19 protein-coding genes are annotated in these 22798 nt (G+C 66.0%); 14 read left to right on the forward strand and 5 right to left on the reverse strand.

Going from position 1 to position 22798, the window contains the following annotated elements:
* On the forward strand, window positions 1–713 hold a 713-nt coding region (locus tag DYI24_RS01995), incomplete at its 5' end, for a HupA family protein (RefSeq protein ID WP_502706325.1).
* Window positions 714–727: 14 nt separating this feature from the next.
* On the opposite strand, the gene DYI24_RS02000 is transcribed toward DYI24_RS01995, so the two are convergent.
* Window positions 728–1132: a hypothetical protein gene (locus tag DYI24_RS02000; RefSeq protein ID WP_164571062.1), complete on the reverse strand. Its 405-nt coding sequence runs from the start codon at window positions 1130–1132 to the stop codon at window positions 728–730.
* A gap of 171 nt (window positions 1133–1303) precedes the next feature.
* Between DYI24_RS02000 and DYI24_RS02005 the strand changes: the two genes are divergently transcribed.
* Window positions 1304–3598, forward strand: a complete 2295-nt coding sequence (locus DYI24_RS02005; protein WP_164571063.1) for a CHASE2 domain-containing protein — start codon at window positions 1304–1306, stop codon at window positions 3596–3598.
* A 14-nt stretch (window positions 3599–3612) separates the two neighbouring features.
* On the opposite strand, the gene DYI24_RS02010 is transcribed toward DYI24_RS02005, so the two are convergent.
* Together DYI24_RS02010 and DYI24_RS02015 are read right to left on the reverse strand one after the other, a co-directional pair.
* Complete coding sequence (locus DYI24_RS02010; RefSeq protein WP_107344195.1) at window positions 3613–5031, reverse strand: sensor histidine kinase; 1419 nt, start codon at window positions 5029–5031, stop codon at window positions 3613–3615.
* A 185-nt stretch (window positions 5032–5216) separates the two neighbouring features.
* Entirely contained in the window at window positions 5217–5807 is a 591-nt protein-coding gene (locus tag DYI24_RS02015; RefSeq protein WP_107355388.1) for a hypothetical protein, read from the reverse strand.
* 326 nt (window positions 5808–6133) lie between these two features.
* Between DYI24_RS02015 and DYI24_RS02020 the strand changes: the two genes are divergently transcribed.
* The 7 genes from DYI24_RS02020 (at window position 6134) to DYI24_RS02050 (ending at window position 13757) form a co-directional block, all read left to right on the forward strand.
* The gene (locus DYI24_RS02020) at window positions 6134–6715 is read left to right on the forward strand and encodes a TetR/AcrR family transcriptional regulator (RefSeq protein ID WP_234820186.1); all 582 of its coding nucleotides are present in this window, start codon (window positions 6134–6136) and stop codon (window positions 6713–6715) included.
* 563 nt (window positions 6716–7278) lie between these two features.
* Window positions 7279–7839, forward strand: coding sequence for a PepSY domain-containing protein (locus DYI24_RS02025; protein ID WP_246701127.1), 561 nt, complete (start codon window positions 7279–7281; stop codon window positions 7837–7839).
* Window positions 7836–8312: a hypothetical protein gene (locus DYI24_RS02030; protein WP_107344200.1), complete on the forward strand. Its 477-nt coding sequence runs from the start codon at window positions 7836–7838 to the stop codon at window positions 8310–8312. Before DYI24_RS02025 ends, DYI24_RS02030 begins: the two co-directional genes overlap by 4 nt.
* A 379-nt stretch (window positions 8313–8691) precedes the next feature.
* Entirely contained in the window at window positions 8692–11379 is a 2688-nt protein-coding gene (locus DYI24_RS02035) for a DUF1522 domain-containing protein (protein WP_164571066.1), read from the forward strand.
* A gap of 68 nt (window positions 11380–11447) precedes the next feature.
* On the forward strand, window positions 11448–12002 hold the full coding sequence (locus tag DYI24_RS02040) for a flagellar biosynthesis repressor FlbT (RefSeq protein WP_164571067.1): 555 nt from the start codon (window positions 11448–11450) through the stop codon (window positions 12000–12002).
* A gap of 129 nt (window positions 12003–12131) precedes the next feature.
* Window positions 12132–12878, forward strand: a complete 747-nt coding sequence (locus tag DYI24_RS02045; RefSeq protein WP_107344204.1) for a helix-turn-helix transcriptional regulator — start codon at window positions 12132–12134, stop codon at window positions 12876–12878.
* Between the two features lie 234 nt (window positions 12879–13112).
* The gene (locus tag DYI24_RS02050; protein ID WP_349627729.1) at window positions 13113–13757 is read left to right on the forward strand and encodes a helix-turn-helix transcriptional regulator; all 645 of its coding nucleotides are present in this window, start codon (window positions 13113–13115) and stop codon (window positions 13755–13757) included.
* Window positions 13758–13781: 24 nt separating this feature from the next.
* Here the strand turns inward: DYI24_RS02050 and DYI24_RS02055 are convergent, their stop codons facing one another.
* Window positions 13782–14774 carry an AraC family transcriptional regulator gene (locus DYI24_RS02055; RefSeq protein ID WP_164571068.1) on the reverse strand — a complete coding sequence of 331 codons (993 nt, stop codon included), beginning with the start codon at window positions 14772–14774 and terminating at the stop codon, window positions 13782–13784.
* 153 nt (window positions 14775–14927) lie between these two features.
* Here DYI24_RS02055 and DYI24_RS02060 point away from each other — a divergent pair, with 153 nt between their 5' ends.
* From DYI24_RS02060 to DYI24_RS02080, 5 genes are all read left to right on the forward strand, one after another.
* Window positions 14928–16619: an AMP-binding protein gene (locus tag DYI24_RS02060; RefSeq protein ID WP_164571069.1), complete on the forward strand. Its 1692-nt coding sequence runs from the start codon at window positions 14928–14930 to the stop codon at window positions 16617–16619.
* 18 nt (window positions 16620–16637) lie between these two features.
* Complete coding sequence (locus DYI24_RS02065; protein WP_047307577.1) at window positions 16638–17405, forward strand: 3-hydroxyacyl-CoA dehydrogenase; 768 nt, start codon at window positions 16638–16640, stop codon at window positions 17403–17405.
* Window positions 17406–17462: 57 nt separating this feature from the next.
* Window positions 17463–18650, forward strand: a complete 1188-nt coding sequence (locus tag DYI24_RS02070; protein WP_164571070.1) for an acetyl-CoA C-acyltransferase — start codon at window positions 17463–17465, stop codon at window positions 18648–18650.
* A gap of 7 nt (window positions 18651–18657) precedes the next feature.
* Window positions 18658–19785: an acyl-CoA dehydrogenase family protein gene (locus tag DYI24_RS02075; protein WP_164571071.1), complete on the forward strand. Its 1128-nt coding sequence runs from the start codon at window positions 18658–18660 to the stop codon at window positions 19783–19785.
* A 368-nt stretch (window positions 19786–20153) separates the two neighbouring features.
* The gene (locus tag DYI24_RS02080; RefSeq protein ID WP_164571072.1) at window positions 20154–20702 is read left to right on the forward strand and encodes a cytochrome b; all 549 of its coding nucleotides are present in this window, start codon (window positions 20154–20156) and stop codon (window positions 20700–20702) included.
* A gap of 69 nt (window positions 20703–20771) precedes the next feature.
* On the opposite strand, the gene DYI24_RS02085 is transcribed toward DYI24_RS02080, so the two are convergent.
* Window positions 20772–22781: a TonB-dependent receptor gene (locus tag DYI24_RS02085; protein ID WP_246701128.1), complete on the reverse strand. Its 2010-nt coding sequence runs from the start codon at window positions 22779–22781 to the stop codon at window positions 20772–20774.
* Window positions 22782–22798 lie beyond the last annotated feature (17 nt).

Consider the following 22798-nt stretch of genomic DNA (forward strand, 5'->3'; position numbering starts at 1 on the left):
GCAATTATCTGCCGGGATCGTTCAGCTATCAGTTCGGCTTCCTCGACCCGAGTGAAGACCCGCAAGGCGGCTACTACGACCAGTCGAATTTTGCCGCCGGGCCGGCGATCCGCAGGAATGGCGCGATCGTGTCGACTATCGACGACGCGCCGATCACCAACCAGACCGGCGCGATGGTGACGATCTCCCGCGAGATGGCCCAGCAATACGGCTCGGCGTTGGGCTTCGGCAACATCCAGCCGTGCGATTGCGACTACACCAAGTGGGGATTCTGGAGCAGCGGCAGCAACCAGGGGCCTTATTATGATTGGGCTCATGGCTTCTGGGTCGCCGGCCGGCCGCCCACCGCCGGCGAGGTGCCGCTCAGCGGGCAGGCGAGCTATGTCGGCCATGCCGTCGCAGCGATCCAGAACGACGGCGCCGTCTATTACGCGGCCGGCGTCTTCAACAACACGGTCAATTTCGGTGCGCGGACCGGGCAGGTGAGTGTCACTGGCCTCGACGGCACCAACTACGCCGGCCAAGTCTCGTTGCTCTCGGGAACTACAGGCTTCGCCGGATCGCTCGCCGGAAACGTCGGAACGCGCAATATGGCGCTGGTGGGATCGTTCTTCCGCGGCGTATCGAGCCCGGTCGGCGAGATGGGCGGCAGCCTCGCGGTCAGCGGCCCGGGCTATCTCGGCGCCGGCATCTTCGCGGCGAAGATGAAGTAACGGTCGACCATCGCCTACATATGGCCGGGCGGGCCGGCGCGGCGGCCGATCGCTGCCGACTGCTGATCGATGCGGCCCGAGCTCGGCGGCACGTAGCGTGCGCTCGATCGCACGCGCTGCTGGGTGGCGGGATCGACGACCTCGACCGAGACTTCGAGTTCGTCCGCGGACAATCTGCTGGCCTGCACCGTCGCTTTGCGGTCTCCGAGAACGCGGCGGGCGGCTGCGGTCGAGACTGCGGTGCTGCGCTCCTGAGAAATGGCCGCGCTGGCGGCCAGCGCGGTGACGCCTTGCAGGGCGGCCTGGTCGGCCAGCCGCTGCAGCGGCGGATCGGCGGGGTGGATCAGCGGGACGGCATAGACGGCGCCAAGACCGACCGGAATGGCGAGCAAGACCGCCAGCGGGGTTGCGATGCGCATGCGAGAGCTGTGCGGTCCCATCGGGGCGCTCCTCTTGACCGGACGGGCGTGCTCCCGAACCGGCCTACGATCTGCTAACGTCGACGTGATGAGCCAGTTCCCTGTTCCTTCGGCCGTGCTGTGGCCGCTGTCCCGTTCGAGTTGCTCGCTTGCGGAGCGGGAGGCCGTGCCGTGCGGCTGCTGAGCCGGGGGACGCATCCGCTGCTCGGCCGCGCCGCCCGAGGCTGGGTTCGGCTGCGGCGGATGTTTCGCGGCAAGTACATGCGCGCGGTGCTCGCCGCGCTGGCGACGCTGATCGCGCTCACGGCGCTGCGGACCTATGAGCCGCGCATCGTGACCGAAACCAAGGAGCGCGCCTTCGACGCGTATCAGCGGCTGGCGCCGCGGCCGCCGGGCAACGACCTGCCGGTGCGGATCGTCGATATCGACGACGCGTCACTCGCCGCGTTCGGCCAGTGGCCATGGCCGCGCACGCGGCTGGCGGCGCTGACCAAGCGGCTCGGCGAACTCGGCGCCGGCGTGATCGCCTACGACATCATTTTCTCCGAACCGGACCGCACCACGCCTGAGCGGCTGATCGCCGATCTGAATGCCTCCGATCTTCCGGATCGCGATCGCGCCGTGGCGTTGCTGAAGAGCCTGCCCGATCACGACACCAGCTTCGCCGAAGCGATGCAGCAGACGCCGACCGTTCTCGGCTTTGCCGCCAGCCAGCGTCCGAACGACACGCGGCCCTCGGTGAAGACCGGCCTGGCGTTCGTCGGCGTGGCGCCGGCCAACGTGCTGCCGCCGTTCCGCGGCGCTGTCTCCAATCTGCCGCAGCTCGACGCGGTGGCGGCCGGGATCGGCGCGATCAATCTGTCAGCAAGCGATCGTGGCGGCGTGGTGCGGCGGCTGCCGATGCTGATGTCCGACGGCGCGCGGGTGTATCCGAGCCTCGCGGTCGAGGCGCTGCGCGTCGCGCAGGGCCAGAAGGGTGTCATCATCCGCGGCACCGGTGCGTCCGGCGACGACGACGTCGGCGATGCCGCGCTGGTGGACATGCGGATCGGCCAGTTCAAGCTGCCGCTGACCCACGACGGCGAAGCCTGGCTGTATTTCAATCGCGACCGCGCGGACCGCTACGTGTCGGCCAAGGACGTGCTCGATCCGGCCCAAAACGAGCAGATGCGCGACCGGCTCGAAGGCACCATCGTGCTGATCGGCACCTCCGCATCCGGTCTCGGCGACGTCCGCGCCACGCCGATCGGGCAGGTGATGCCGGGCGTCGCGATCCAGGCGCAGATGATCGAGCAGATCGTGTCGCAGGAGTTTCTCGAGCGACCGGACTGGGCGAACGGCTTCGAGATCGTAATGACGCTGCTGCTCGGCTCGCTGGTCGCGGCGCTGTTGCTGATCGCCGGCGCGCGGTTCTCGCTGGTCGCCTGCGCCCTGGTGTTCGTCGGCGCGATCGGCGGCTCGTGGATCGCGTTCTCGCACTTCCGGCTACTGATCGATCCGGTGTATCCGTCGCTGGCGACACTATTGACCTACATCGCGGTCGAGCGGGTGCTGCACACTGCATCCGACCGCGAGAAGAAGTTCGTGCGCCAGGCGTTCGGCCAGTATCTGGCGCCGGATCTGCTCGCCCAGCTCGAACGCACGCCGGACGGCCTGCGGCTCGGCGGCGAGCAGCGCGAGCTGAGCGTGATGTTTATGGACGTGCGCGGTTTCACCCCGATTTCCGAGGCGCTGAGCGCGACCGAGCTGGTGGATTTCATCAACACGCTGCTGTCGCCGCTGTCGGACGCAATCCAGGACGAGCTCGGCACCATCGACAAGTACATCGGCGACTCGATCATGGCGTTCTGGAACGCGCCGGTCGACGTGCCGGATCACGCGCTACGCGCCTGCCACGCCGCGTTGAAGATGCGCAGCATCGTCGAACAGCTCAACGACAGCGATGCGTTCGGGTTCGCCGCCCGCGGCTTCGCCGATCCGGTGGTGCGGATCGGCATCGGACTCAACACCGGCGCGGCCTGCGTCGGCAACATGGGCTCGTCGCGGCGGTTCAACTATTCGGCGATGGGCGATGTGGTGAACGTCGCAGCGCGGATCGAAAGCGCTTCGAAGGAATTCGGCACCGATCTGTTGGTGTCCGAAGAGGTGGCGCGCGCCGCGCCGAAGCTGGCGCTGCTCGAAGCCGGCGAGATCAGGTTGAAAGGCAAGTCGCACCCGGCGCGGCTGTTTGCGCTTGCCGGCGACGAGGCGCTCGCTGCATCGGACACCTTCACCGAACTGCAGCGGCTGCATCGCGACCTGCTCGATGCACTCGCCGCTGGTGACGGCGCGCGTTCGCAGACGACCTTGGCCGCGTGCCGCGCCTTGGCGCCTCCGGCGGTTGCCGGATTGTACGATCACTTCGCCCGGCGCGCTGCGGCGCTAGCCGACGTGGCTCGGCCGGTGCTGGACCGCGCCGGCGGTTAGCAACGAAACGGCGATTACTCCGCCGCAGGGCTGAACGAGATCTGCTGGCGGATCGGGTCGGCGCAGGGCAGGGTGAAGCGGAACAGCGTGCCGCCGCCGGGCGCGGGCTCGGCCTTGATCGACCCACCATGCGCCTGGATGATGGTCTGCGAGATCGATAGGCCGACGCCCATGCCGTCCGGCTTGGTGGTGGCGAACGGCTGGAAGATCCGCTCGGCGATCAAAGAGTCGAGGCCCGGGCCGCTGTCGGCGACCACGACTTCGACCATGTCGTCTTCGACCAGGCGGCTGCCGATTGTCAGCTTGCGCTCACGCTGTTCGCGCATCGCTTCGAACGCGTTGCGGATCAGGTTGAGGAACACCTGCTGCACCTGGACCTTGTCGACCAGCACGCGGTCGAACGCAGGATCGAGCGACAGCGCGACATCGACCGGCCGGTCTCTGGTCAGCACCGAGGCCAGCGCAAGGGCGTCCTCGGCGATTGCGCGCAGGCTTTCGATGGTCTTGTCGGTCTCGCCGCGCCCGACGAATTCGCGCAGCCGCTGGATCACCGCCCCGGCGCGCAGCGTCTGCTGCGCGGCCTTGTCGAGTGCGGTGCTGATCTTGCTCTTGTCGGGATGGCTGCTGGCTTCGATCAGTCGCCGCGAGCCTTGGACGTAGTTGGTGACGGCGGCGAGCGGCTGATTGAGTTCGTGCGCCAGCGCGCTCGACATTTCGCCCATGGTGCTGAGCCGCGCGACCCGCAGCAGCTCGGCCTGCAGCGCTTGCAGCCGCTGGTCGGCCTCCTGCTGCCGCGTCACCGCGCGCTGATGTTCGAGCAGGAAGGCGGCGATCGCCGCGCTCCCCACCGCGAGGATCAGCAGACAGGCGGTGATCAGCGCCGCGGCGAGGCTTTCGCGGTCGTGCTTCGACAGCCGCTGGATCAGCAGCAGCTGCTCGGCGCGCGTCAGCACCGACAGGCTGGTCTCGATCCGCTCGGTCAGCCGGTCGACCCGCGCCTGTTCCAGAATGTCCAGTGCCTCCCGCATCCGGTCGGGGCCGAGTTCGACCACGCGGCCGAGCTGGGCCATGCGCATATCGGTCAGCAGCCTCAGTTCGTCGATATGGGCGATCTGCTCGGGATTATCAGCGAGCACCGCGCGCAGCCCATCGAGCCGGGTGGCGAGGGCGTCGCGGGCGCGGATGTAACTGTCGCGATAGGTCTCGATGCCGGTGAGCAGGAAGCCGCGCTCGCTGGTCTCAGCTTCGAGCACGGCCTGCTGGATGGCGGAGATCGCCAGCAGAGCTTTGTTGGTTTGTTGCACCCAGGCGAAGCTGTCCCGGAGCCGCACCAGGTTGAGCACCAGTGCGCCGGCGATGACGATGAACAACAGCAAGGTCGCGCCGAGCAGCCACGGCGCGAGAAATGTTCTTGATAACGAGTTTCGAGTCATCGGCACTCACGCAATCACGACCGGGATACCCTAAAGCAAATCCGGCGCGGATTGAATCGCATCAGACTTGTAGATTTGGTCTAGGGACGCAGTTCTGGTGTGCGATTTCGTCGCTGATAACCCTGAATTAGACGAAAGACGAAAGTATTTTGCCGGTGGCAGTGCTGATCAGGAGGGGACCGGGCTCATAGCTCGCTGAGCAGTTCTGCGACCCGTTCCCAAGTTTGGTCGTGCAGCGTCCGGGTCCGCTCGAAGCTCGCCTTGATGGTTTTCAGCGCCTTGTCACTCGTGGTCGAGAAGGTGCCGAGACGGACCTGCTCCGAGGCGATCCGGCTGACGGTGATGTCGAGGTCGCGCTTGGCCTGATCGATCGCAGCGCGCGATTCCTGACGCAGCCGTTCCAGCGACGCCTGGATGGCATCGCGCTGTTGAGCCCGGTCGTCGTCACGCTCGGCCGAGCTGGGACATGTGCCGCAGCGGGCGAACAGGAACGAGCGGATCTCGTCGTCGGCCTTGGCCCATTCGTCGGACAGGCGGGCGAGGGTGATTTCGGCGATCTGCGGCGGGATCGTCGGATGGGTCGAGAGCGCGTCCAAACGCTCGGCGAACACGGTGCGGATCGACAGCAGCTCCGCGACCGCCCGATGCGCATCGGTGCGGCCGTCACGGTCGAGGTGGGCGGCCCAGCGCCCGAGCGAGGAGGCGAGCAGATCGATCTCGTCGCGCTTTTGCCGGATCCAAATGACCTCGTCGCTTTCGCTCGCGCTCATAGACATGCTGTAGACCTTCGACCTTCACGAAGACGTCCAACCGCAGGCGGGCAAGCCGCGACCGCGCCGGAACTCGATCATATCGCCTAATAGAACGATAACGTTTTGTTTTTTGGAAGTCGATAGGGTGTTTCCTGACAAAGCTGCGTTGGTCGTGTAGATATAGGGCAGGAGCAGGTTATAATGTTTCCAACTCGAGACCACCGGAGGCACCGCAAGCAATGTTGAAGTCCGCAGCGAAAAACACCGCTGCAAAGGAACGCACCACCAAATCCCGCGGAGGGCGCCCGACGCGCACCGCCGCTCTCCAACGCGACCTCAGGCTGCTCGATGTGGCCACCCGCTTGTTCATGGAACGCGGGTTCGATGCCACCACGATCGATGCCGTCGCTGAGGAAGCGCGGGTCTCAAAGCTCACCGTCTATTCGCGCTACACCGACAAGCGTGGCCTGTTCGAAGCGGCGCTGCGGCGGGAGATCGAACGCTGGATGGCGCCGCTGTCGCATGGTGTCGAAGAGCGTCGCAACAATCCATCGAATGGATCGCTGGAGAACTGGTTCCTCAACATCGGACGCCAGGTGCAGGAGATCGGCATCAGGCCGGAAGTTATCGCGATCATGCGCACGCTGTCGTTCCAGGCGGCGAATTTCCCTGATTTGGCGCGGCTTGCGCATGAGGAAGGGTGGGGGCGGGCGGTCGCGACTCTGGCGCGCCTGTTCGACCACCTGATCGAACAGGGCCTCGTTCGCGTCCCCGACAGCATGGTGGCGGCCGAGACGTTCCTCAACATCGTCGTGGGTCCGCTGACGCGGCTGACGATGTTCGGCATCCCGATCGACGAGAAGTACCGCGAGCGTCAACTCCGTCTCGCGGTCAAACTGTTCGTCAACGGCATCAAGCCGGTCGATCCGTAAGGCTGCGAAGTTCGCGACGTCGTTCAGGGGCGGTGATGCGGCGCCCTCGCGAACTATACTGAGTTACCATCGAGGGGAGCTCCTGCTGCTGCGCTCGCCGTTGTGCGACGCTGATCACGCGGACGTGTGAGCGCGGTCGATGATCGGCCAGCGCCGTCTCTCCGAACTACCTAATCGCTTGAGATCGCCTGCCGAATCTCCGCCGCTCTCGGCGATCGCGCCGGTCTGGCTATCGCTGATCTTGTGACTTGGTCCACATCGTTCCTCGGTCCGGTGTTTGACAAAACGAAACGAACTGGTACCGTATCGTTGTGGCGCCCCAGCGCCTCGTGGCTTGCAAGATGGCCGTACTCCCGCCGCCGTCGAGCGGCCGCGCGCGACCGATCACCTGCCGCCCCATGTGATCGGTCGCGTTTCTTGTTTTCGTCCCGGCGGGCGTCATTCCCTGTACGGCCTGAGGGCCGGAGCCAAATTCCATGCGTCCCGCGTTGATCTCCGCGTTTGGTCTCATCCTGTGCTTGGCACAGCCGGCAGCCAGTTGGGCCGCAGCGTCCAGCGCGCCGATGGCCGGTCCTGAGGCCGGCGCGGCAACCTCCGACGAGGTGCAGGACGGGCATAAGCTCGATCTGGTGCGCGCCGCGCCGGTGACGCTGCGACAGGCGCTCGGTATTGCGGAGCAGCGCCATCCTGGCACCAAGAGCCTGCGGATCGAGACCGACCTTGCGGCCGAGGGGCTGATCTATCGGGTTCGCGCCGCGCGCGACGGCCAAGTGTGGGAGAGCGTGGTCTCCGCCGATTCCGGCTTGATCGTCAGCGACCATCCGTCGCCGCCGCGGAAGGACGCCGATGGAGATGAGCGGGCCGAGATGGCGACGCTGGACGCGGTCGGACCTGGAATGTCCGAGGCGGTTGCGGTCGCCGAGCGTTCGGCGCGCGGCCGGGCCGTGCTCGGCGAGTTGCAGATCGAGCGGGGTCGGCTCAAATTCGTCATCGTGGTGCTGGCCGGGGACGACTTCAAAGAAGTGGTGCTCGAACCGCCCGGAGCGCGGTTGCGCCGGCCGGCGCCGCTCCGCCCGGGCAGCCCTGATCAGCCGAACGCGTCGGGAGCCAAGCAGCCGTCATGACCGGCGCCTCGATCTCGGCACTGGCCGCGCTTGCCGGCTCGGCGATCGGCGGGTTGGCCTCGTTGGCCACCGCGTGGCTGACGCAGAGCCATCAGGAGCAGACCGCGCGCATCGCGCAGGAGAACACCCGCCGCGAACGGATCTTCGGCGAGTTCATCGACCAGGCGTCCAAGCTTTATGTCGATGCGCTGGTGCACTCGCTCGACGATCCAACCAAGATGATCGGCATCTACGCGGTGATCGGCAAGCTGCGGCTGTTCGCTGCGGCTGACACGATCCAGGAGGCAGAGCGGGTGATCGAAGCGATCGTCGAGATCTACTTCCGGCCGCCGCTGGATCTGCACGATCGCAAGACGCTGGACGTCGACAAATACGATCTGCTGCAGCCCTTCGCCGAGGCCTGCCGTCGAGAGTTGTTCCTTGCATCGCCAGCGCGGCGCCCGCCGACCCGAACGGCCCGCGCGGCGTACTGATTGGGTACGCAAAGCCCGAGCTGACGATCTCGGTAGACTGTCGCGTCGCCGCGATCATCGCACAGGCGCGTAACTCATCGCTCTTTCATCCATTGCCCCAACCGTCGCCGAACAAGCGGTGCGTTGCTTCGCAGTGACGAGCGTTTCCGCTCTTCGCGAAGCTCGCTTCTGATTGCGCATTTGCGCTTCCGACATCTCAGTCCGAGCCGCGCGTCACCCGTAAATCTCAGCTTACCGCCTGCGCGTCCGAATGGGTGAAGGCGACGTCCATCTGGACGTTTGACGGTTCAACGATCCTTTCCGGCGCGAATTTGAAGATGCAGGGCCGACAGAAAAGTTCGGCGCAACGACACGCCATTGCCCAGAAAGGCAAACGTCCATGTCCGGTATCGTTCTTTCCAACGCCGTCCGCCAAAATCTTTCTTCGCTCCAGGCCACGGCTGACTTGCTCGCCACCACCCAAAGCCGCCTCTCGTCCGGCAAGAAGGTGAACACGGCGCTCGATAATCCGACCAACTTCTTCACCGCTGCTTCGCTCGACAGCCGCGCCAGCGACATCAACAACCTCCTCGATGGCATCGGCAACGGCGTGCAAATCCTGCAGGCCGCCAACACCGGTATCACCTCGCTGAACAAGCTGGTGGACAGTGCCAAGTCGATCGCCAACCAGGCTCTGCAGACCGTCGCGGGCTACGCCACCAAGTCGAACGTGTCGGCGACCATCTCCGGCGCTACCGCTGACGACCTCCGCGGCACCCAGAGCTTCAGCAACGCCGTTGCGAGCAGCAACGTGGTGTTCGACGGCACCGCCGGCGGCACCACCACTGCCTCCGCCACCGACCTGCTGGGCGGCGTTGCCGTCAGCATCGCTGCGGCGACCGCCGTCACCGTCGTCGGTGCCGCCGACAACACCGCACTCGGCAGTGCGCTGACCATCGGCACTGCCAGCGGCTCGGCGACCGGCGCCAGCAAGATCAGCGATCTGACCAACGGTCTGACCGCCACAGCGACCGGCCCTGCTTCCGGCGACGCGATCACCGTCAACGGCAAGACCGTCACCTTCGTCACCGCTGGTACGGCGAAGGCGGATTCCGAAGGCAACTACACGATCGGCCTCGATCAGGACCTGACGGCCCTGACCAAGACCATCGATGCGATGAACAACAACACGACCAACGCGTCGGCCGTCACCGCCGGCAAGCTGGAGCTGCATTCGGGCACCACCAGCCCGCTGACCATCAGCGACAATGCGGGCGGTGCGGTTCTTGCTAAGCTCGGACTAGGCAATCAGACTGACAAGACCACTTTCAAGGTCGACACCGCGGCAGCCACCAGCGCGGCGGCGAACATCTCGGGCTCGACCCAGCTGTTCAACAGCCACGGCGGTCTGTCCTCGACGGCGATTGCTGACGGCACCACGCTGTCGGTGAACGGCAAGACCATCACCTTCAAGACCTCCGATGCCCCGCAGGGTAACAACATTGCCTCCGGCACTGGCGTTCTCGGCCGCATCGGTACCGACGGCAACGGCAACTCGACGATCTATCTCGGCGATCAGAGCAACTTCACCAACGCGACCGTGGGTGACGTTCTGACTGCGATCGATCTCGCCAATGGCGTGAAGTCGGCCACGATCTCGAACGGCGTGGCGACGATCTCGACCAGCGCCGGCCAGACCCCGTCGTCTGTCTCCGGTGGCATCGTCACCATCAACAGCTCGTCGGGCGCCGACCTCAATCTGACCGGTCCGACCGATCTGCTCAAGAACCTCGGCCTGACCACTGCGACCGGCTCGGGCCCGCTGACCCTCACCAAGCAGCGCACCACCGACGGCACCACGCTGGGTACGCTGATCGCGGACGGCTCGACCCTGAACGTGAACGGCCACACCATCACGTTCAAGAACGCAGCGGTGCCGAGCGCCTCTGCATCGCACACCGGCATCTCCGGCAACGTCGAAACCGACGGCAACGGCAACTCGACAGTGTACCTGCAGAAGGGCACCCTCGACGACGTGCTGAAGGCGGTCGACCTCGCCACCGGCGTGCGTAAGGCGACCCTCGGCAATGCCGGCGCGGTGATCTCCACCGCGAGCGGTGCGGCCAACTCATCGATCACCAGCGGCATGCTGAAGCTCTCGACTGGTCTGCAGTCCGACCTCAGCATCACCGGCACCGGCAACGCCATGTCGGCGCTCGGCCTGACCGGCCCGAGCGGCACCGACAGCTCGTTCTCCGCGACCCGCGGTGCGAGCGCCGGCAGCCTGAACGGCAAGACGCTGAGCTTCACCTCCTTCAACGGCGGTGCGGGCGTCAACGTCACCTTCGGTGATGGCACCAACGGCACCGTCAAGTCGCTGGCCCAGCTCAACGTCGCGCTGGCCGCCAACAACCTGACGGCGTCGATCGACAACGCCTCCGGCAAGCTGACGATCTCGACCTCCAACGACTACGCTTCCCACACCATGGGCGGCAACGAAGGTGGCGTGCTCGGCGGTACTGCGCTGACCACGCTGACCTTCACGACGCCTCAGGCGCCGGTCGCGGACGTCAACGCGCAGAACACCCGCGCGGGCCTGGTCAAGCAGTTCAACGACATCCTGAACCAGATCAAGACCACGGCTCAGGATGCTTCGTTCAACGGCGTCAACCTGCTGAACGGCGACAACCTGAAGCTGGTGTTCAACGAAACCGGCAAGTCGACGATCTCGATCCAGGGCGTCACCTTCGACCCGACCGGCCTCGGCCTGTCGAATTTGGCCTCGGGCGTCGACTTCATCGACAACAACGCCACCAACGCCGTGCTGAGCAAGCTGAGCACCGCCTCGACCACGCTGCGGTCGCAGGCTTCGGCGTTCGGTTCGAACCTGTCGGTGGTGCAGGCGCGTCAGGACTTCTCGAAGAGCCTGATCAACGTGCTGCAGACCGGCTCGGCCAACCTGACGTTGGCTGACACCAACGAGGAAGCGGCGAACAGCCAGGCGCTGTCGACCCGCCAGTCGATCGCGGTGTCGGCGCTGTCGCTGGCCAACCAGTCGCAGCAGGGCGTCCTGCAGTTGCTGCGCTAACGACAACGAACGGGCCGGCGGCGGAAACGTCGCCGGCCTGTTCTTCTTCTAAATCGAGGAGAGACCAGATGCCGTTGACCGAGATGACCGAAATCCTCGCCGCCAAGTCGCCGCGGCGGAAGGGGTCATCCGGACTGAAGATCACGTTGAAGCCGTTCGAGCGGATCGAAATCGGCGGTCTGACGCTGGTCAACGGATGGACGGAATCGTCGACGTTCTCGATCGAGGGCATTGCGCCGGTGCTGCGCCAGGCCAATACGATTCAGGAAGACCGCGCCGACACCGCTCTGAGGCAGGTGTATCTGCGGCTTCAGAAGCTTTATCTGCGCCGCGATGGCGCAACTATCGAATCCTATTTAGAAGCGGCCGAGCGCCTGCTGGCGGAGATGCCGGCGGCTGCGCAGGCCGTCGACAAGGCTGGCAAGGCGATCGCTGAAGATCGGCTCTATGCCGCGCTGAAGGTGTATCGCGATCTGCTCGACGAGACCGATCCGGGTTGGTCGGCAGACGAGTCTGAACCGGCTCCGATCAAGCAGGGCACGCGCGAGGTTCAGCCCTCGGTCGAATTCGTCCGCGATCGTCGTCGCTATCGCGCGGGGCAGTCGCGCAGCCATGCAGGGTAGCCCTGCATCACCAAAAGTGGGGATGACGACTCTCTCGGGCTCGCTCTAGCTTCCCGTAAATTTACGAGGTCTCGCGCGATTCGGTTGTGCGCGGAGACGTTTCAACATCCGGTCAGACATTCGCACATCATGTTGGGATCGCAGCTCTCGAAGATCATCAAAGGGGTCGGTATCAGCGCCCTTGTGATTGATCGCGACGGCAAGATTCTCGAGTCCAGCGAAGAGACCGGCGCGCCCGCCACGTCGAAGGCGAAGAGCAAGCTCGGCAAGAGCTATTTCGATGCCTGCATTCGTCCGGATCGGCATTCGCTGGAGCTGTTGCGCGGCTTCAAGAGCCTCGCCGAGAAGAGCATCGACTTCTTCTCGACCGTCAGCTGGCGCGAGGAAGCCGGCGAGCGGAAGCATTTTCTGATCGTCGCGACGCCGAGCGAAGATGATCCCGACGCGATCGTTGTGCTGCATATCGACGTGTCGGTGCTGCTCGGCGGCCGGCAGGAGCTGTCGGCGCTGATGATCGGGCAGGGCGCTGCTGCCGCAGCTCAAGCGGAAGCTGCGATGATCGGGGCGGTACGCGGTGCGATCGTCGAGGCTCTCGCGGCCTCGCATGACCGCACGCCGACACTGACCATTGCCAAGCCGCCGGTCGAAGAGCACGACGTGTTCAGCGAGCTGACGCCGTCGCAACTGGAGCTGCTGCCTTATCTCGCCAGCGGCAAGAGCAATCGCCAGATCGCGAAAGAACGCGACATGAGCGAGTTCACCATCAAGTCGCAGGTGGCGGGCATCATCCAGAAGCTCAACGTCGCCAACCGGACCCAGGCGGCGCTGCTGGCGATGCGCAACAGCGAAGCGCTCGGCATGCGCAGGCGCGCCTAAGCGGCGCGACGCAACAGGCGCAGGCGAGGAGCGCTCTTCGTCTGCTGTCGTACAATTCTTCTTCTCACACACATCGTCGCTGCGGATGTCGGCGAGTTCGCATGATGCGACGCCGATTCCTGGGTGTGGCAAATCGTCCGGGTTGATTTTCAATCGCATCAGATGTTGTTCAACTGCGGAGTGCGGGCAGGCGTCGGTGACGCTGTCTGGCGCAGTGGGGACGTGGTGACGATCGTGAGTGATGCTTCTCGGATCGACGACGCTGTTCGCGTCATGGTCGAGACGCTCGACGCGGTGTCGGTTCACACCGTGGTGCTTGGCGGCGATGGGCGCTGCATCAGCATCTCGCCCTGCGCCGAGACGCTGCTGTCGAACGGATCACCGCTCACCGTCCAGATGGAGCGGCTGCGTCGCAGCAAGACGTCGAGCGCGGTCGCCGAATGCCCGCGGCTCGGCAGCGCCGTCGACATCGACCACGATCTGCAGCCGTGTATCGACTGCGTCACGCGACGGAACGTCCGCGCGCCGTGCTCCGGCAGTTGCGCGATCTCGATCACCGGTCCACACGATGCCGCCGTCCATCTGCGGCTCACGGCGATCGCTGCCGCGGACCAGCAGGCACTGACCGGTGCGGCCGCGATGGCGGTGATCCGGCCGCTGACGGTGCAGCATTCGGTGGAGTTGCTGCCCGACATCGCCGTGCTACTCACCGCGGCGGAGCGCGACGTCGCAACCGAACTCCTCAGCGGCCGCCGGCCGGCCGAAATCGCACAGCTTCGCGGCGTGTCGATCGGCACGATCCGATCGCAGATCAAGCGCATCTACGCCAAGCTCGGTGTCTCCGGCCTCGTTGAATTCATCGCCCGCGCGCGCCGCTGACTCGCCCGCCAGTTAGACGATCTCTCACCCAGCGCGGGTTTCGCGGCGGAAGGCGCCGGGGCTACGCGCCATCCATTTCCGGAATGCGCGATGAAACGCGCTGGGCTCGGCGAAACCGAGATCCGCAGCGATATCGCCGACCGGTTTTTCGTTCTCGGCGAGCCAGCGGATCGCCAGTGCGCGGCGGATCTCGTCCTTGATGGTCTGATAGGTCTGTCCCTCGGCGCGCAGCCTGCGGCGCAGCGTCGAGGCCGGGATCCTCATCTGCTTCGCCAGGGTCTCGAAGTTCGGCCACGCCGTCGGCGGCTTGGCGCGTAGCGTAGTTCGGATCGCGGCGGTGAGGGTGGCGTCGTGGCGATAGCGCACCAGGATGTTGGCCGGCGCCAGCCGCAGAAACTCCTTCAGCGCCCGCTCAGTGCGCGTGGTGGGCAGATCGAGGTAGCTGGCATCGAACGCCAGCGCGCTTTGCGGCTGACCGAAGCGCACCGGCGCGCCAAAGAACGAGCGATAGTCGGCGGCGACCGCCGGCGGGCCGCAGGCGAAATCGACCCGGCGCAGCGGCAGCCGGCGGCCGACCAGCCAGCACGCGATGCCATGCACCACGATCCAGAAGGTGCGATACGCGAAGGCCGAACGCGGCGCGGCTTTGTCGTGCAGCACGATGCGGGCGAGGTCGCCTTCGACCTGTAGCTCGCCGTAAGGATCGTCCAGCGCCACCTTCAGAAACCGAAGCGCGCGGTTCAGGGCCTGCCGCAGAGTGCCGGCGTTCAGCACCGCGTGGCACAGCAGTGTGAACGAGCCCGGCCGCATCGGCCGCCCGCCGAGGCCGAAGAACTCGTCGTCCATCGCCGCCGCGACCGCCAGCCACAGCGCGCCGAACTGCGCCGCTGAGACGCGCTCCCGCACCACCTCGGGCAGGCCGGCAGCCGCGAACACTGGCCCCGGTGCAACGCCGGCCCGGCGCAGGCAGTCGGCGACCTCTTCCACGAACAGGGGCGCGATCGTCCGCCGCTCCATCCGTCCACTCCTTCCTGGAAAGTGGCAAAACCGATCACAAATCTAGGTCAATTTGGTCCTAGAAAGCCACAGGGCTCCGCCGCTTAATCCGCGGCCGTGAATCCATTCGCGTCAGCCCCTCGTGCCAACAACGAGGGCAGGGGAAGAAACACCATGAGCAACGCCCATCCTGCGGTCGCAGCCACTGAAGATTATGCCGACGTCCTGGCGCGGTTTCGCCGCGAGGACCTCGAAGCCCTGTTCGACGGCAATTTCGCGACCGGCATCAACGTCTGCATCGAATGCTGCGACCGTCACGTCGCCGGCGGCGGCACGGCGCTGGATTGGGAAAGCCAGGACGGCCGCACCGCGTCCTTCAGCTTTGCCGAGATGAAGGACTATGCGGCGCGGGTGGCCAATCTGCTGGTCGCGCAGGGCGTGAAGCCCGGCGACGTCGTCGCCGGCATGCTGCCGCGCACGCCCGAGCTGCTGGCGCTGATCCTCGGCACCTGGCGCGCTGGCGCGGTGTATCAGCCGCTGTTCACCGCGTTCGGTCCCAAGGCGATCGAGCACCGCGTCAAGATGAGCGCCGCCAAGCTGGTGGTCACCGATCTGGCCAACCGCGCCAAGCTCGCCGACGTCGCCGATTGCCCGACTGTGGCGATCGTGCTGCGGCCGGGCGAGACCGCGCCGCTCGGCGATCTCGATTTCCATGCCGAGATCGCGGCGCAATCGACCGAATTCGCGCCGGTGCTGCGCAAGGGCACCGATCTGTTCCTGATGATGTCGACCTCCGGCACCACCGGCCTGCCGAAGGGCGTGCCGGTGCCGATCAACGCGCTGCCGGCGTTCTATTCGTACATCCGCGACGCGGTCGACCTGCGCGCGGGCGACATCTTCTGGAACATCGCCGATCCCGGCTGGGCCTACGGCCTGTACTACGCGGTGACCGGTCCGCTGCTGCACGGCCACGCCACCACCTTCTACGACGGTCCGTTCACCGCCGAGAGCACCTACGGCCTGATCAAGCGCCGCGGCATCACCAATCTGGCCGGAGCGCCGACTGCGTATCGGCTGCTGATCGCGGCGGGTCCGGAAGCCGCGGCGCCGGTGAAGGGCCAGCTTCGCGTCGTCAGCAGCGCCGGCGAGCCGCTCAATCCGGAAGTGATCCGCTGGTTCGCCGAGCATCTCGCGGCGCCGATCCACGATCACTATGGCCAGACCGAACTCGGCATGGTGGTCAACAACCACCACCGGCTGCGCCACACCGTGCATCCCGGCTCTGCTGGGCTGGCGATGCCGGGCTTCCGCGTCGCGGTGCTCGACGAGCAGAGCAAGGAACTGCCGCCGAACGTGCCGGGCGTGCTGAGTGTCGATCTGAAGCGCTCGCCGCTGATGTGGTTCTCCGGCTATTGGCAGCAGGAGACGCCGGCGATCGAAGGCGGTTATTACCGCACCGGCGACACCGTCGAGCTGGAGCCGGATGGGTCGATCAGCTTCGTCGGCCGCGCCGACGACGTCATCACCTCGTCGGGCTATCGCATCGGCCCGTTCGATGTCGAGAGCGCGCTGATCGAGCATGCGGCGGTGATCGAGGCGGCGGTGATCGGTAAGCCCGATCCCGAGCGCACCGAGATCGTCAAAGCCTATGTGGTGCTCGCCAAGGACGTGACGCCGAGCGAGGCGCTGGCCGAGGAGCTGCGGCAGTACGTCAAGAAGCGGCTCTCCGCGCACGCCTATCCGCGCGAGATCGAATTCCTGGAGCAACTCCCGAAGACGCCGAGCGGCAAGCTGCAGCGCTTCATTCTGCGCAAGCGCGACACCGAGCCGGCGGGCGCGGCCCAGGGCACTTCTTCTGCAGCTTGAGAGACGGATTAAATCGCCATGAACATTACTGATCGCGTTTTCCTGGTCACCGGTGCCGCCTCGGGTCTCGGCGCCGCCACCGCCCGCACGCTGGTCGCCGGCGGCGCCAAGGTGGTCGGCCTCGATCTCAATGCCGAGGCCGGCGCCAAGCTCGAACAGGAACTCGGTGCCAGCTTCCGCTTTCTCGCCACCGACGTCACCAAGGCTGAGGACGCCGAGGCCGCGGTGAAGCTGGCCCAGGACGTGTTCGGTCACGTCAACGGGCTGGTGAACTGCGCCGGCGTAGCACCGGGCGAAAAGGTGCTCGGCCGCAACGGCCCGCACAAGCTCGACAGCTTCGCCCGGGCGATTACCATCAACCTGGTCGGCAGCTTCAACATGATCCGGCTCGCCGCCGAGGCGATGAGCAAGGAACAGCCGGACGCCGAAGGCGAGCGCGGGGTGATCATCAACACCGCCTCGGTCGCGGCGTTCGACGGCCAGATCGGGCAGGCGGCTTACTCGGCCTCCAAGGGCGGTGTCGCCGCGATGACGCTGCCGATCGCGCGCGAGCTGGCGCAGCACGGCATTCGCGTGGTGACGATCGCACCCGGCATCTTCGAAACCCCGATGATGGCCGGGATGCCGCAGCCGGTGCAGGATGCACTCGGCAAGAGCGTGCCGTTCCCGCCGCGGCTCGGCCGGCCGGCCGAATACGCCGCGCTGGTGAAGGCGATCTGCGAGAATACGATGCTGAACGGCGAGGTGATCCGCCTCGACGGCGCACTGCGGATGGCGCCGCGCTGAGGCGCGGCGTTCCTCTATCGTCTCGATCAAACAAACCAAGATGCAGGGAGAACTCCCATGACCCACGATCCTATCGTTATCGTCGGCTCCGCGCGGACCCCGATGGGCGGCTTTCAGGGCGAGCTGAAGGACGCCACCGCATCCCAGCTCGGCTCGGCCGCGATTTCGGCCGCGGTCGAGCGCGCCGGCCTGAAGACGGACGCGATCGATGAAGTCGTGTTCGGCTGCGTGCTGCCGGCCGGTCAGGGCCAGGCACCGGCCCGTCAAGCTTCGCTCGGCGCCGGCCTGCCGCTGTCGGCGGGCTGCACCACCGTGAACAAGATGTGCGGCCCCGGCATGAAGGCGGCGCGGCTCGCGCATGATCTGTTGATCGCCGGCAGCGCCACCGTCGCGGTGGCGGGCGGCATGGAGAGCATGACCAACGCGCCGTATCTGCTCGACCGCGCCCGCGGCGGCTACCGCATGGGCCACGGCCGAGTGCTCGACCACATGTTCCTCGACGGCCTCGAAGACGCCTACGACAAGGGCCGGCTGATGGGCACCTTCGCGGAGGACTGCGCGCAAAGCTATCAGTTCACCCGCGAGACCCAGGACAATTTCGCCATCACTTCGCTGACCCGCGCCCAGGCCGCGATCAAGGACGGCTCATTCGCGCGCGAGATCACGCCGGTGACGCTGAAGGCCGGCAAGTCCGAAGTCACTGTCACCACAGACGAGCAGCCGCTGAAGGCCAAGCTCGACAAGATCCCGACGCTGAAGCCGGCGTTCCGCGAAGGCGGCACCGTGACGGCGGCGAACTCGTCGTCGATCTCCGACGGCGCCGCCGCGCTGGTGCTGATGCGTCGTTCCGAAGCCGATAAGCGTGGCCTGAAGCCGCTCGCGGCGATCGTCGGCCATTCCACCCACGCGCACGAGCCGGCGCTGTTCGCCACCGCGCCGATCGGTGCGATCCGCAAGCTCGGCGAACGCACCGGTTGGAATCTCGCCGACGTCGATCTGTTCGAAGTCAACGAGGCGTTCGCGGTGGTGGCGCTGGCGGCGATGCACGATCTCGGCCTGCCGCACGACAAGGTCAACGTTCATGGCGGCGCCTGCGCGCTCGGTCATCCGATCGGCGCCTCCGGTGCGCGCGTGCTGGTGACGCTGCTGGCGGCGCTGGAGAAGTACGACCTCAAGCGCGGCATCGCCTCGCTGTGCATCGGCGGCGGCGAAGCGACTGCCGTGGCGGTCGAGCGGTTGTCGTGAGCGCATCATGATTCTGAACGAACTACAGACCCAGATCCGCGACACCGCCCGCGACTTCGCGCGCGAGCGGCTCGCCCCGACCGCAGCGGCGCGCGACGCAGCGCATGCGTTTCCGCGCGCCGAACTCACCGAGATGGGCCAGCTCGGCTTTCTCGGCATGTTGGTGCCGGAAGCCTATGGCGGCTCCGACGCCGGCATGGTGGCCTACACCCTGGCACTCGAAGAGATCGCCGCGGGCGACGGGGCGTGCTCGACCATCGTCAGCGTGCATTCCTCGGTGGCGTGCATGCCGATCCTGAAATTCGGCACCGACGAGCAGAAGCAGCGTTTCCTGCCCAAGCTCGCCAGCGGCGAATGGATCGGCGGCTTTGCGCTGACCGAGCCGCAGGCCGGCTCCGACGCCTCGAACCTGCGCACCACCGCGCGCCGCGACGGCGATGCCTACGTCATCAACGGCGCCAAGCAGTTCATCACCTCGGGACAGAACGGCCAGCTGATCATCCTGTTCGCCGTCACCGATCCGTCGGCCGGCAAGAAGGGCATCACCGCCTTCATCGTGCCGACCGATACGCCCGGCTACGAGGTGGTGCGGGTCGAGGACAAGCTCGGTCAGCATTCGTCCGACACCTGCCAGCTCGCCTTCAATGATATGCGCATTGCCGCGGACCTGCGGCTCGGCGCCGAAGGCGAGGGGCTCAAGATCGCGCTGTCGAATCTCGAAGGCGGCCGGATCGGCATCGCCTCGCAGGCGGTCGGGATGGCGCGCGCTGCGTTCGAGGCGGCTCGCGACTACGCGCGCGACCGCGTCACCTTCGGCAAGCCGATCGTCGAGCACCAGGCGGTGGCGTTCCGGCTCGCCGACATGGCGACCCGCATCGCGGCCGCGCGGCAGATGGTGCTGCACGCCGCCAGCCTGCGCGAAGCCGGGCTGCCGTGCCTGACCGAAGCCTCGATGGCCAAGCTGTTCGCTTCCGAGACCGCCGAGGCGGTGTGCTCGTCGGCGATCCAGACGCTCGGCGGCTACGGTTACTTGAAGGACTTCCCGGTCGAGCGGATCTATCGTGACGTTCGCGTCTGCCAGATCTATGAAGGCACCAGCGACGTCCAGCGCATCGTGATCTCGCGTAATCTGTAAAGCAGTTCTGCTTCTGCCGAATTGCGAGCGGCGTTCGGAAGACCCGTAACGGCTCCAACATCAGGGGGAGGAGGCGCAAAGCGCCTTCTCGCACCGTGTGCCGCGAGCGATCGTCTTCTCGTTTCGGCAGGCTCAAGGCGGCCGGGAGGAAGACCGCCGGGACACGCCGCGACGTTCATTTGGAATGAAGCGCAGTCTTCTGGGTGCGCAACACCACCGCGTCGTGGCGCTCGGCGGTTCACCGGACGCAGCCTGAATACTGAACCAGTCGTACAGCATGAATTGACACCCCCGCGGGCCCGCGCTAAACACAATATCAATACCGTACGTACGGTATTGATATTATGTTTATGGGATTGAGGACCGCGATGGACACGACAGCAGCCGCGCAGGAGCGCTACACGCGTCCGGCGATCTTTCTGCACTGGGGCATGACAGCAATCATCGTCGGGCTGATCGGCCTTGGCTTCTACATGGGACAGCAGCCGCCTTCGCCGGAAAAGTATGCGCTCTACGAGCTGCACAAGTCGCTGGGTGTCGTGACGGTGTTGCTGCTGTTCGGACGCTTCATCTGGCGCGCCGCCAATACGCCGCCGGAGCTGCCGACCGCCTATTCGCAGCTACTCCGCACCGCCAGCCATCTCGGGCACTTTGCACTTTACGTGTTGATGCTCGCCGTGCCGGTCAGCGGCTGGGTGATGAGCGCTGCTTATGGTCGACCGGCTTCGCTGTTCGGCGTGCCGATTCCGCCGCCGGTCGCCAAGAGCGAGGATCTCGCCGAACTCTGGGGCACGATCCACTTCGCTCTCGGATCGGCGCTGGCGCTGGTGATCGCGGGTCACACGCTGTTCGCGCTCAAGCATCACTTCATCGACAAGGATGGGCTGCTTTGGCGAATGTGGGTCCGATGCCCCTGAGGACCCGCAGCGGAGGCGGACCGTCCTACGCCGCAGGACGGTCCGTCTCCCATCAGACACGCCTTGTCGTCAGAACGTGTGGGTGAGCCGGGCGGTGAAGTTGCGGCCGGGCTCGAGCAGCGGGTTGTACATCGACTGGCTGTACGACCGGTTCACGTAGGTCGACGCGCTCGCATACGAGGTGTCGAAGATGTTCTGCAGGCTGAGGTGCAGCTTGGTGTCGCCGAGGCGGCGCGAGACCAGCACGCCGAGATCGAACGAGGCGTAGATGCTCGGCACCGCATAGCCACCGGTCGGGTATTCCTGCGCGGTGTTGATGCGGGTCTTGGCCGACGCCCAATCCACCGCGGCACCAACCGCGTAGCCGGAGCCGATCGGGGCGTATTGCACGCCGACGCGTCCTTTCCACGGTGCGATGAACGGCAGCGGCGCATCGGTATCGGTGTTGGTCGCCTGCAGCCACGCGGCATTGCCGTGCAGGTTGAACGACGACGTCGCTTGCCAGCGCCACTCGGCTTCGACGCCGTTCACGGTGGCATGGCCGACGTTTTGGCTCTGCGTCACCGACGCGCCGTTATAGGTGACGAACACCGACTGCAGAAAATTCGCGTAGTGGCTGTCGAACGCCGTCAGCTTGAAGGTGGCGGTCGGGAAGTTGAGCTGGAAGCCGCCCTCGTAGGTGAGGCCGGTCTCCGGCTTCAGCTCCGGATTTGGGATCGAGGTTGCCGAGAACGCGAACAGCTCGGAATTGGTCGGATAGCGATAGGACGTGCCGACCGAGGCGAGCAGATCGAGGATCGGCGTCACGTGAACGGTGGCACCGATGCTGCCGGTCGGCGCGGTGGCGGTGACGTCGCTGTTCTGCCGAAGCACCGCGAGGGCGCGGGCCGAACTCACTGGGGACAGCTCCGAGGTGGTGTTGAACCAGTCGAACCGGCCGCCGGCCGACAGCGTCAACAGATCGATCGGCTTCCACTCGTGCAGCATGAACGCGCCGGCATTGGCCTGGGTGTTGTCAGGGCCGGTCTTGAACTCGGGCGTGATCGTCGAACTGGTCGCGGTCTGCCGAACCGACCACGACGTGCTGCCCGGCCGCCATTCCTGGAAACCGTCGAAGCCGAACGTCGTCTTGAGCAGGCCCCACGGCGCCGGATCCCAAGGAATCACGCCTTGCACTCGGCCGCCGATCACCAGCGGGCCGCCGACGTGGCTGACCGAGGAGGTGACGACGCCCGGCGTCGCGGTGTTCACCGTCGAAAGCTTGGTGTCGAAGTAGTTGGCGTAGAACGAGCCTTCGACGTGCTGGACCAGCTGATCGGTGAAGTCGCCGGCATAGGACAGCTTCGCCATGTGCACTTGGTTCGGCTGCTGCCGCACCTGCATATAAGGCCAGCCCGGTGCGCCGCCGACGCCGCCGGCGCGGCCGTCTTCTTCCCAATAGTCGCGCAGCGCCAACTCAAAGCGCTGGTTGCTGGTCGGCGACCAGCCGAGCCGCAGATTGCCGCCGATGCTCTCATAATCGCTGTTGAGCGCAGGGCCGCTCGGCGTCTGATAATTGCCGCCCTTGCGATAGCTGACGCCGCCGAGCACGTCGAAGCCCATGCCGGCTGCCTGCGCCCATTCGTAAGTGCTGAAGCCGTTGTCGACAGAGCTGTAACCCGCCGAGAACCCGCCATGGGTGACGCGCCACGGGCCGAACGGATCGACCTGGGGACGGCGGGTGACGACGTTGACGAGCCCGGTCATCGCCTCGGAGCCATACACCACCGAAGCGGGGCCGCGCACCACCTCGACCCGCTCGATCTCTTCGGGGGCGAAGTAATTGAGCTGCAGCGTGTTGCGACCACGGAAGCGGTCGCCGTCGATATACATCGGCGAGCGCCAGTTGTTGGACGAGAAGCCGCGCAGATAAATCTGGCCGCCGATGCCGCCGGCGCGCGCGATCGATACGCCCGGAACGTTCTGCAGGATGTCGAGCAGGCTGGTCGGGCTGGTCTGTTCGATCTGCGCGCGATCGACGACGGTGATGCTCTGCTGCGCGGTGTGTGGAATTCCGGGTTGCGGAAGCTTGCCACCCATCGGCTTGAGCGAATTAT

The sequence above is a fragment of the Rhodopseudomonas sp. BR0C11 genome (genome assembly GCF_010820945.1).
GTDB lineage: Bacteria > Pseudomonadota > Alphaproteobacteria > Rhizobiales > Xanthobacteraceae > Rhodopseudomonas > Rhodopseudomonas palustris_H.

Coding starts and splice junctions, on each gene's coding strand:
- DYI24_RS02000 (WP_164571062.1), bottom strand. CDS start 1,132: ATGCGCATCGCAACCCCGCTGGCGGTCTTGCTCGCCATTCCGGTCGGT.
- DYI24_RS02010 (WP_107344195.1), bottom strand. CDS start 5,031: ATGACTCGAAACTCGTTATCAAGAACATTTCTCGCGCCGTGGCTGCTC.
- DYI24_RS02015 (WP_107355388.1), bottom strand. CDS start 5,807: ATGTCTATGAGCGCGAGCGAAAGCGACGAGGTCATTTGGATCCGGCAA.
- DYI24_RS02025 (WP_246701127.1), top strand. CDS start 7,279: ATGGCCGGTCCTGAGGCCGGCGCGGCAACCTCCGACGAGGTGCAGGAC.
- DYI24_RS02030 (WP_107344200.1), top strand. CDS start 7,836: ATGACCGGCGCCTCGATCTCGGCACTGGCCGCGCTTGCCGGCTCGGCG.
- DYI24_RS02035 (WP_164571066.1), top strand. CDS start 8,692: ATGTCCGGTATCGTTCTTTCCAACGCCGTCCGCCAAAATCTTTCTTCG.
- DYI24_RS02040 (WP_164571067.1), top strand. CDS start 11,448: ATGCCGTTGACCGAGATGACCGAAATCCTCGCCGCCAAGTCGCCGCGG.
- DYI24_RS02045 (WP_107344204.1), top strand. CDS start 12,132: ATGTTGGGATCGCAGCTCTCGAAGATCATCAAAGGGGTCGGTATCAGC.
- DYI24_RS02055 (WP_164571068.1), bottom strand. CDS start 14,774: ATGGAGCGGCGGACGATCGCGCCCCTGTTCGTGGAAGAGGTCGCCGAC.
- DYI24_RS02060 (WP_164571069.1), top strand. CDS start 14,928: ATGAGCAACGCCCATCCTGCGGTCGCAGCCACTGAAGATTATGCCGAC.
- DYI24_RS02065 (WP_047307577.1), top strand. CDS start 16,638: ATGAACATTACTGATCGCGTTTTCCTGGTCACCGGTGCCGCCTCGGGT.
- DYI24_RS02070 (WP_164571070.1), top strand. CDS start 17,463: ATGACCCACGATCCTATCGTTATCGTCGGCTCCGCGCGGACCCCGATG.
- DYI24_RS02075 (WP_164571071.1), top strand. CDS start 18,658: ATGATTCTGAACGAACTACAGACCCAGATCCGCGACACCGCCCGCGAC.
- DYI24_RS02080 (WP_164571072.1), top strand. CDS start 20,154: ATGGACACGACAGCAGCCGCGCAGGAGCGCTACACGCGTCCGGCGATC.
- DYI24_RS02085 (WP_246701128.1), bottom strand. CDS start 22,781: ATGGGTGGCAAGCTTCCGCAACCCGGAATTCCACACACCGCGCAGCAG.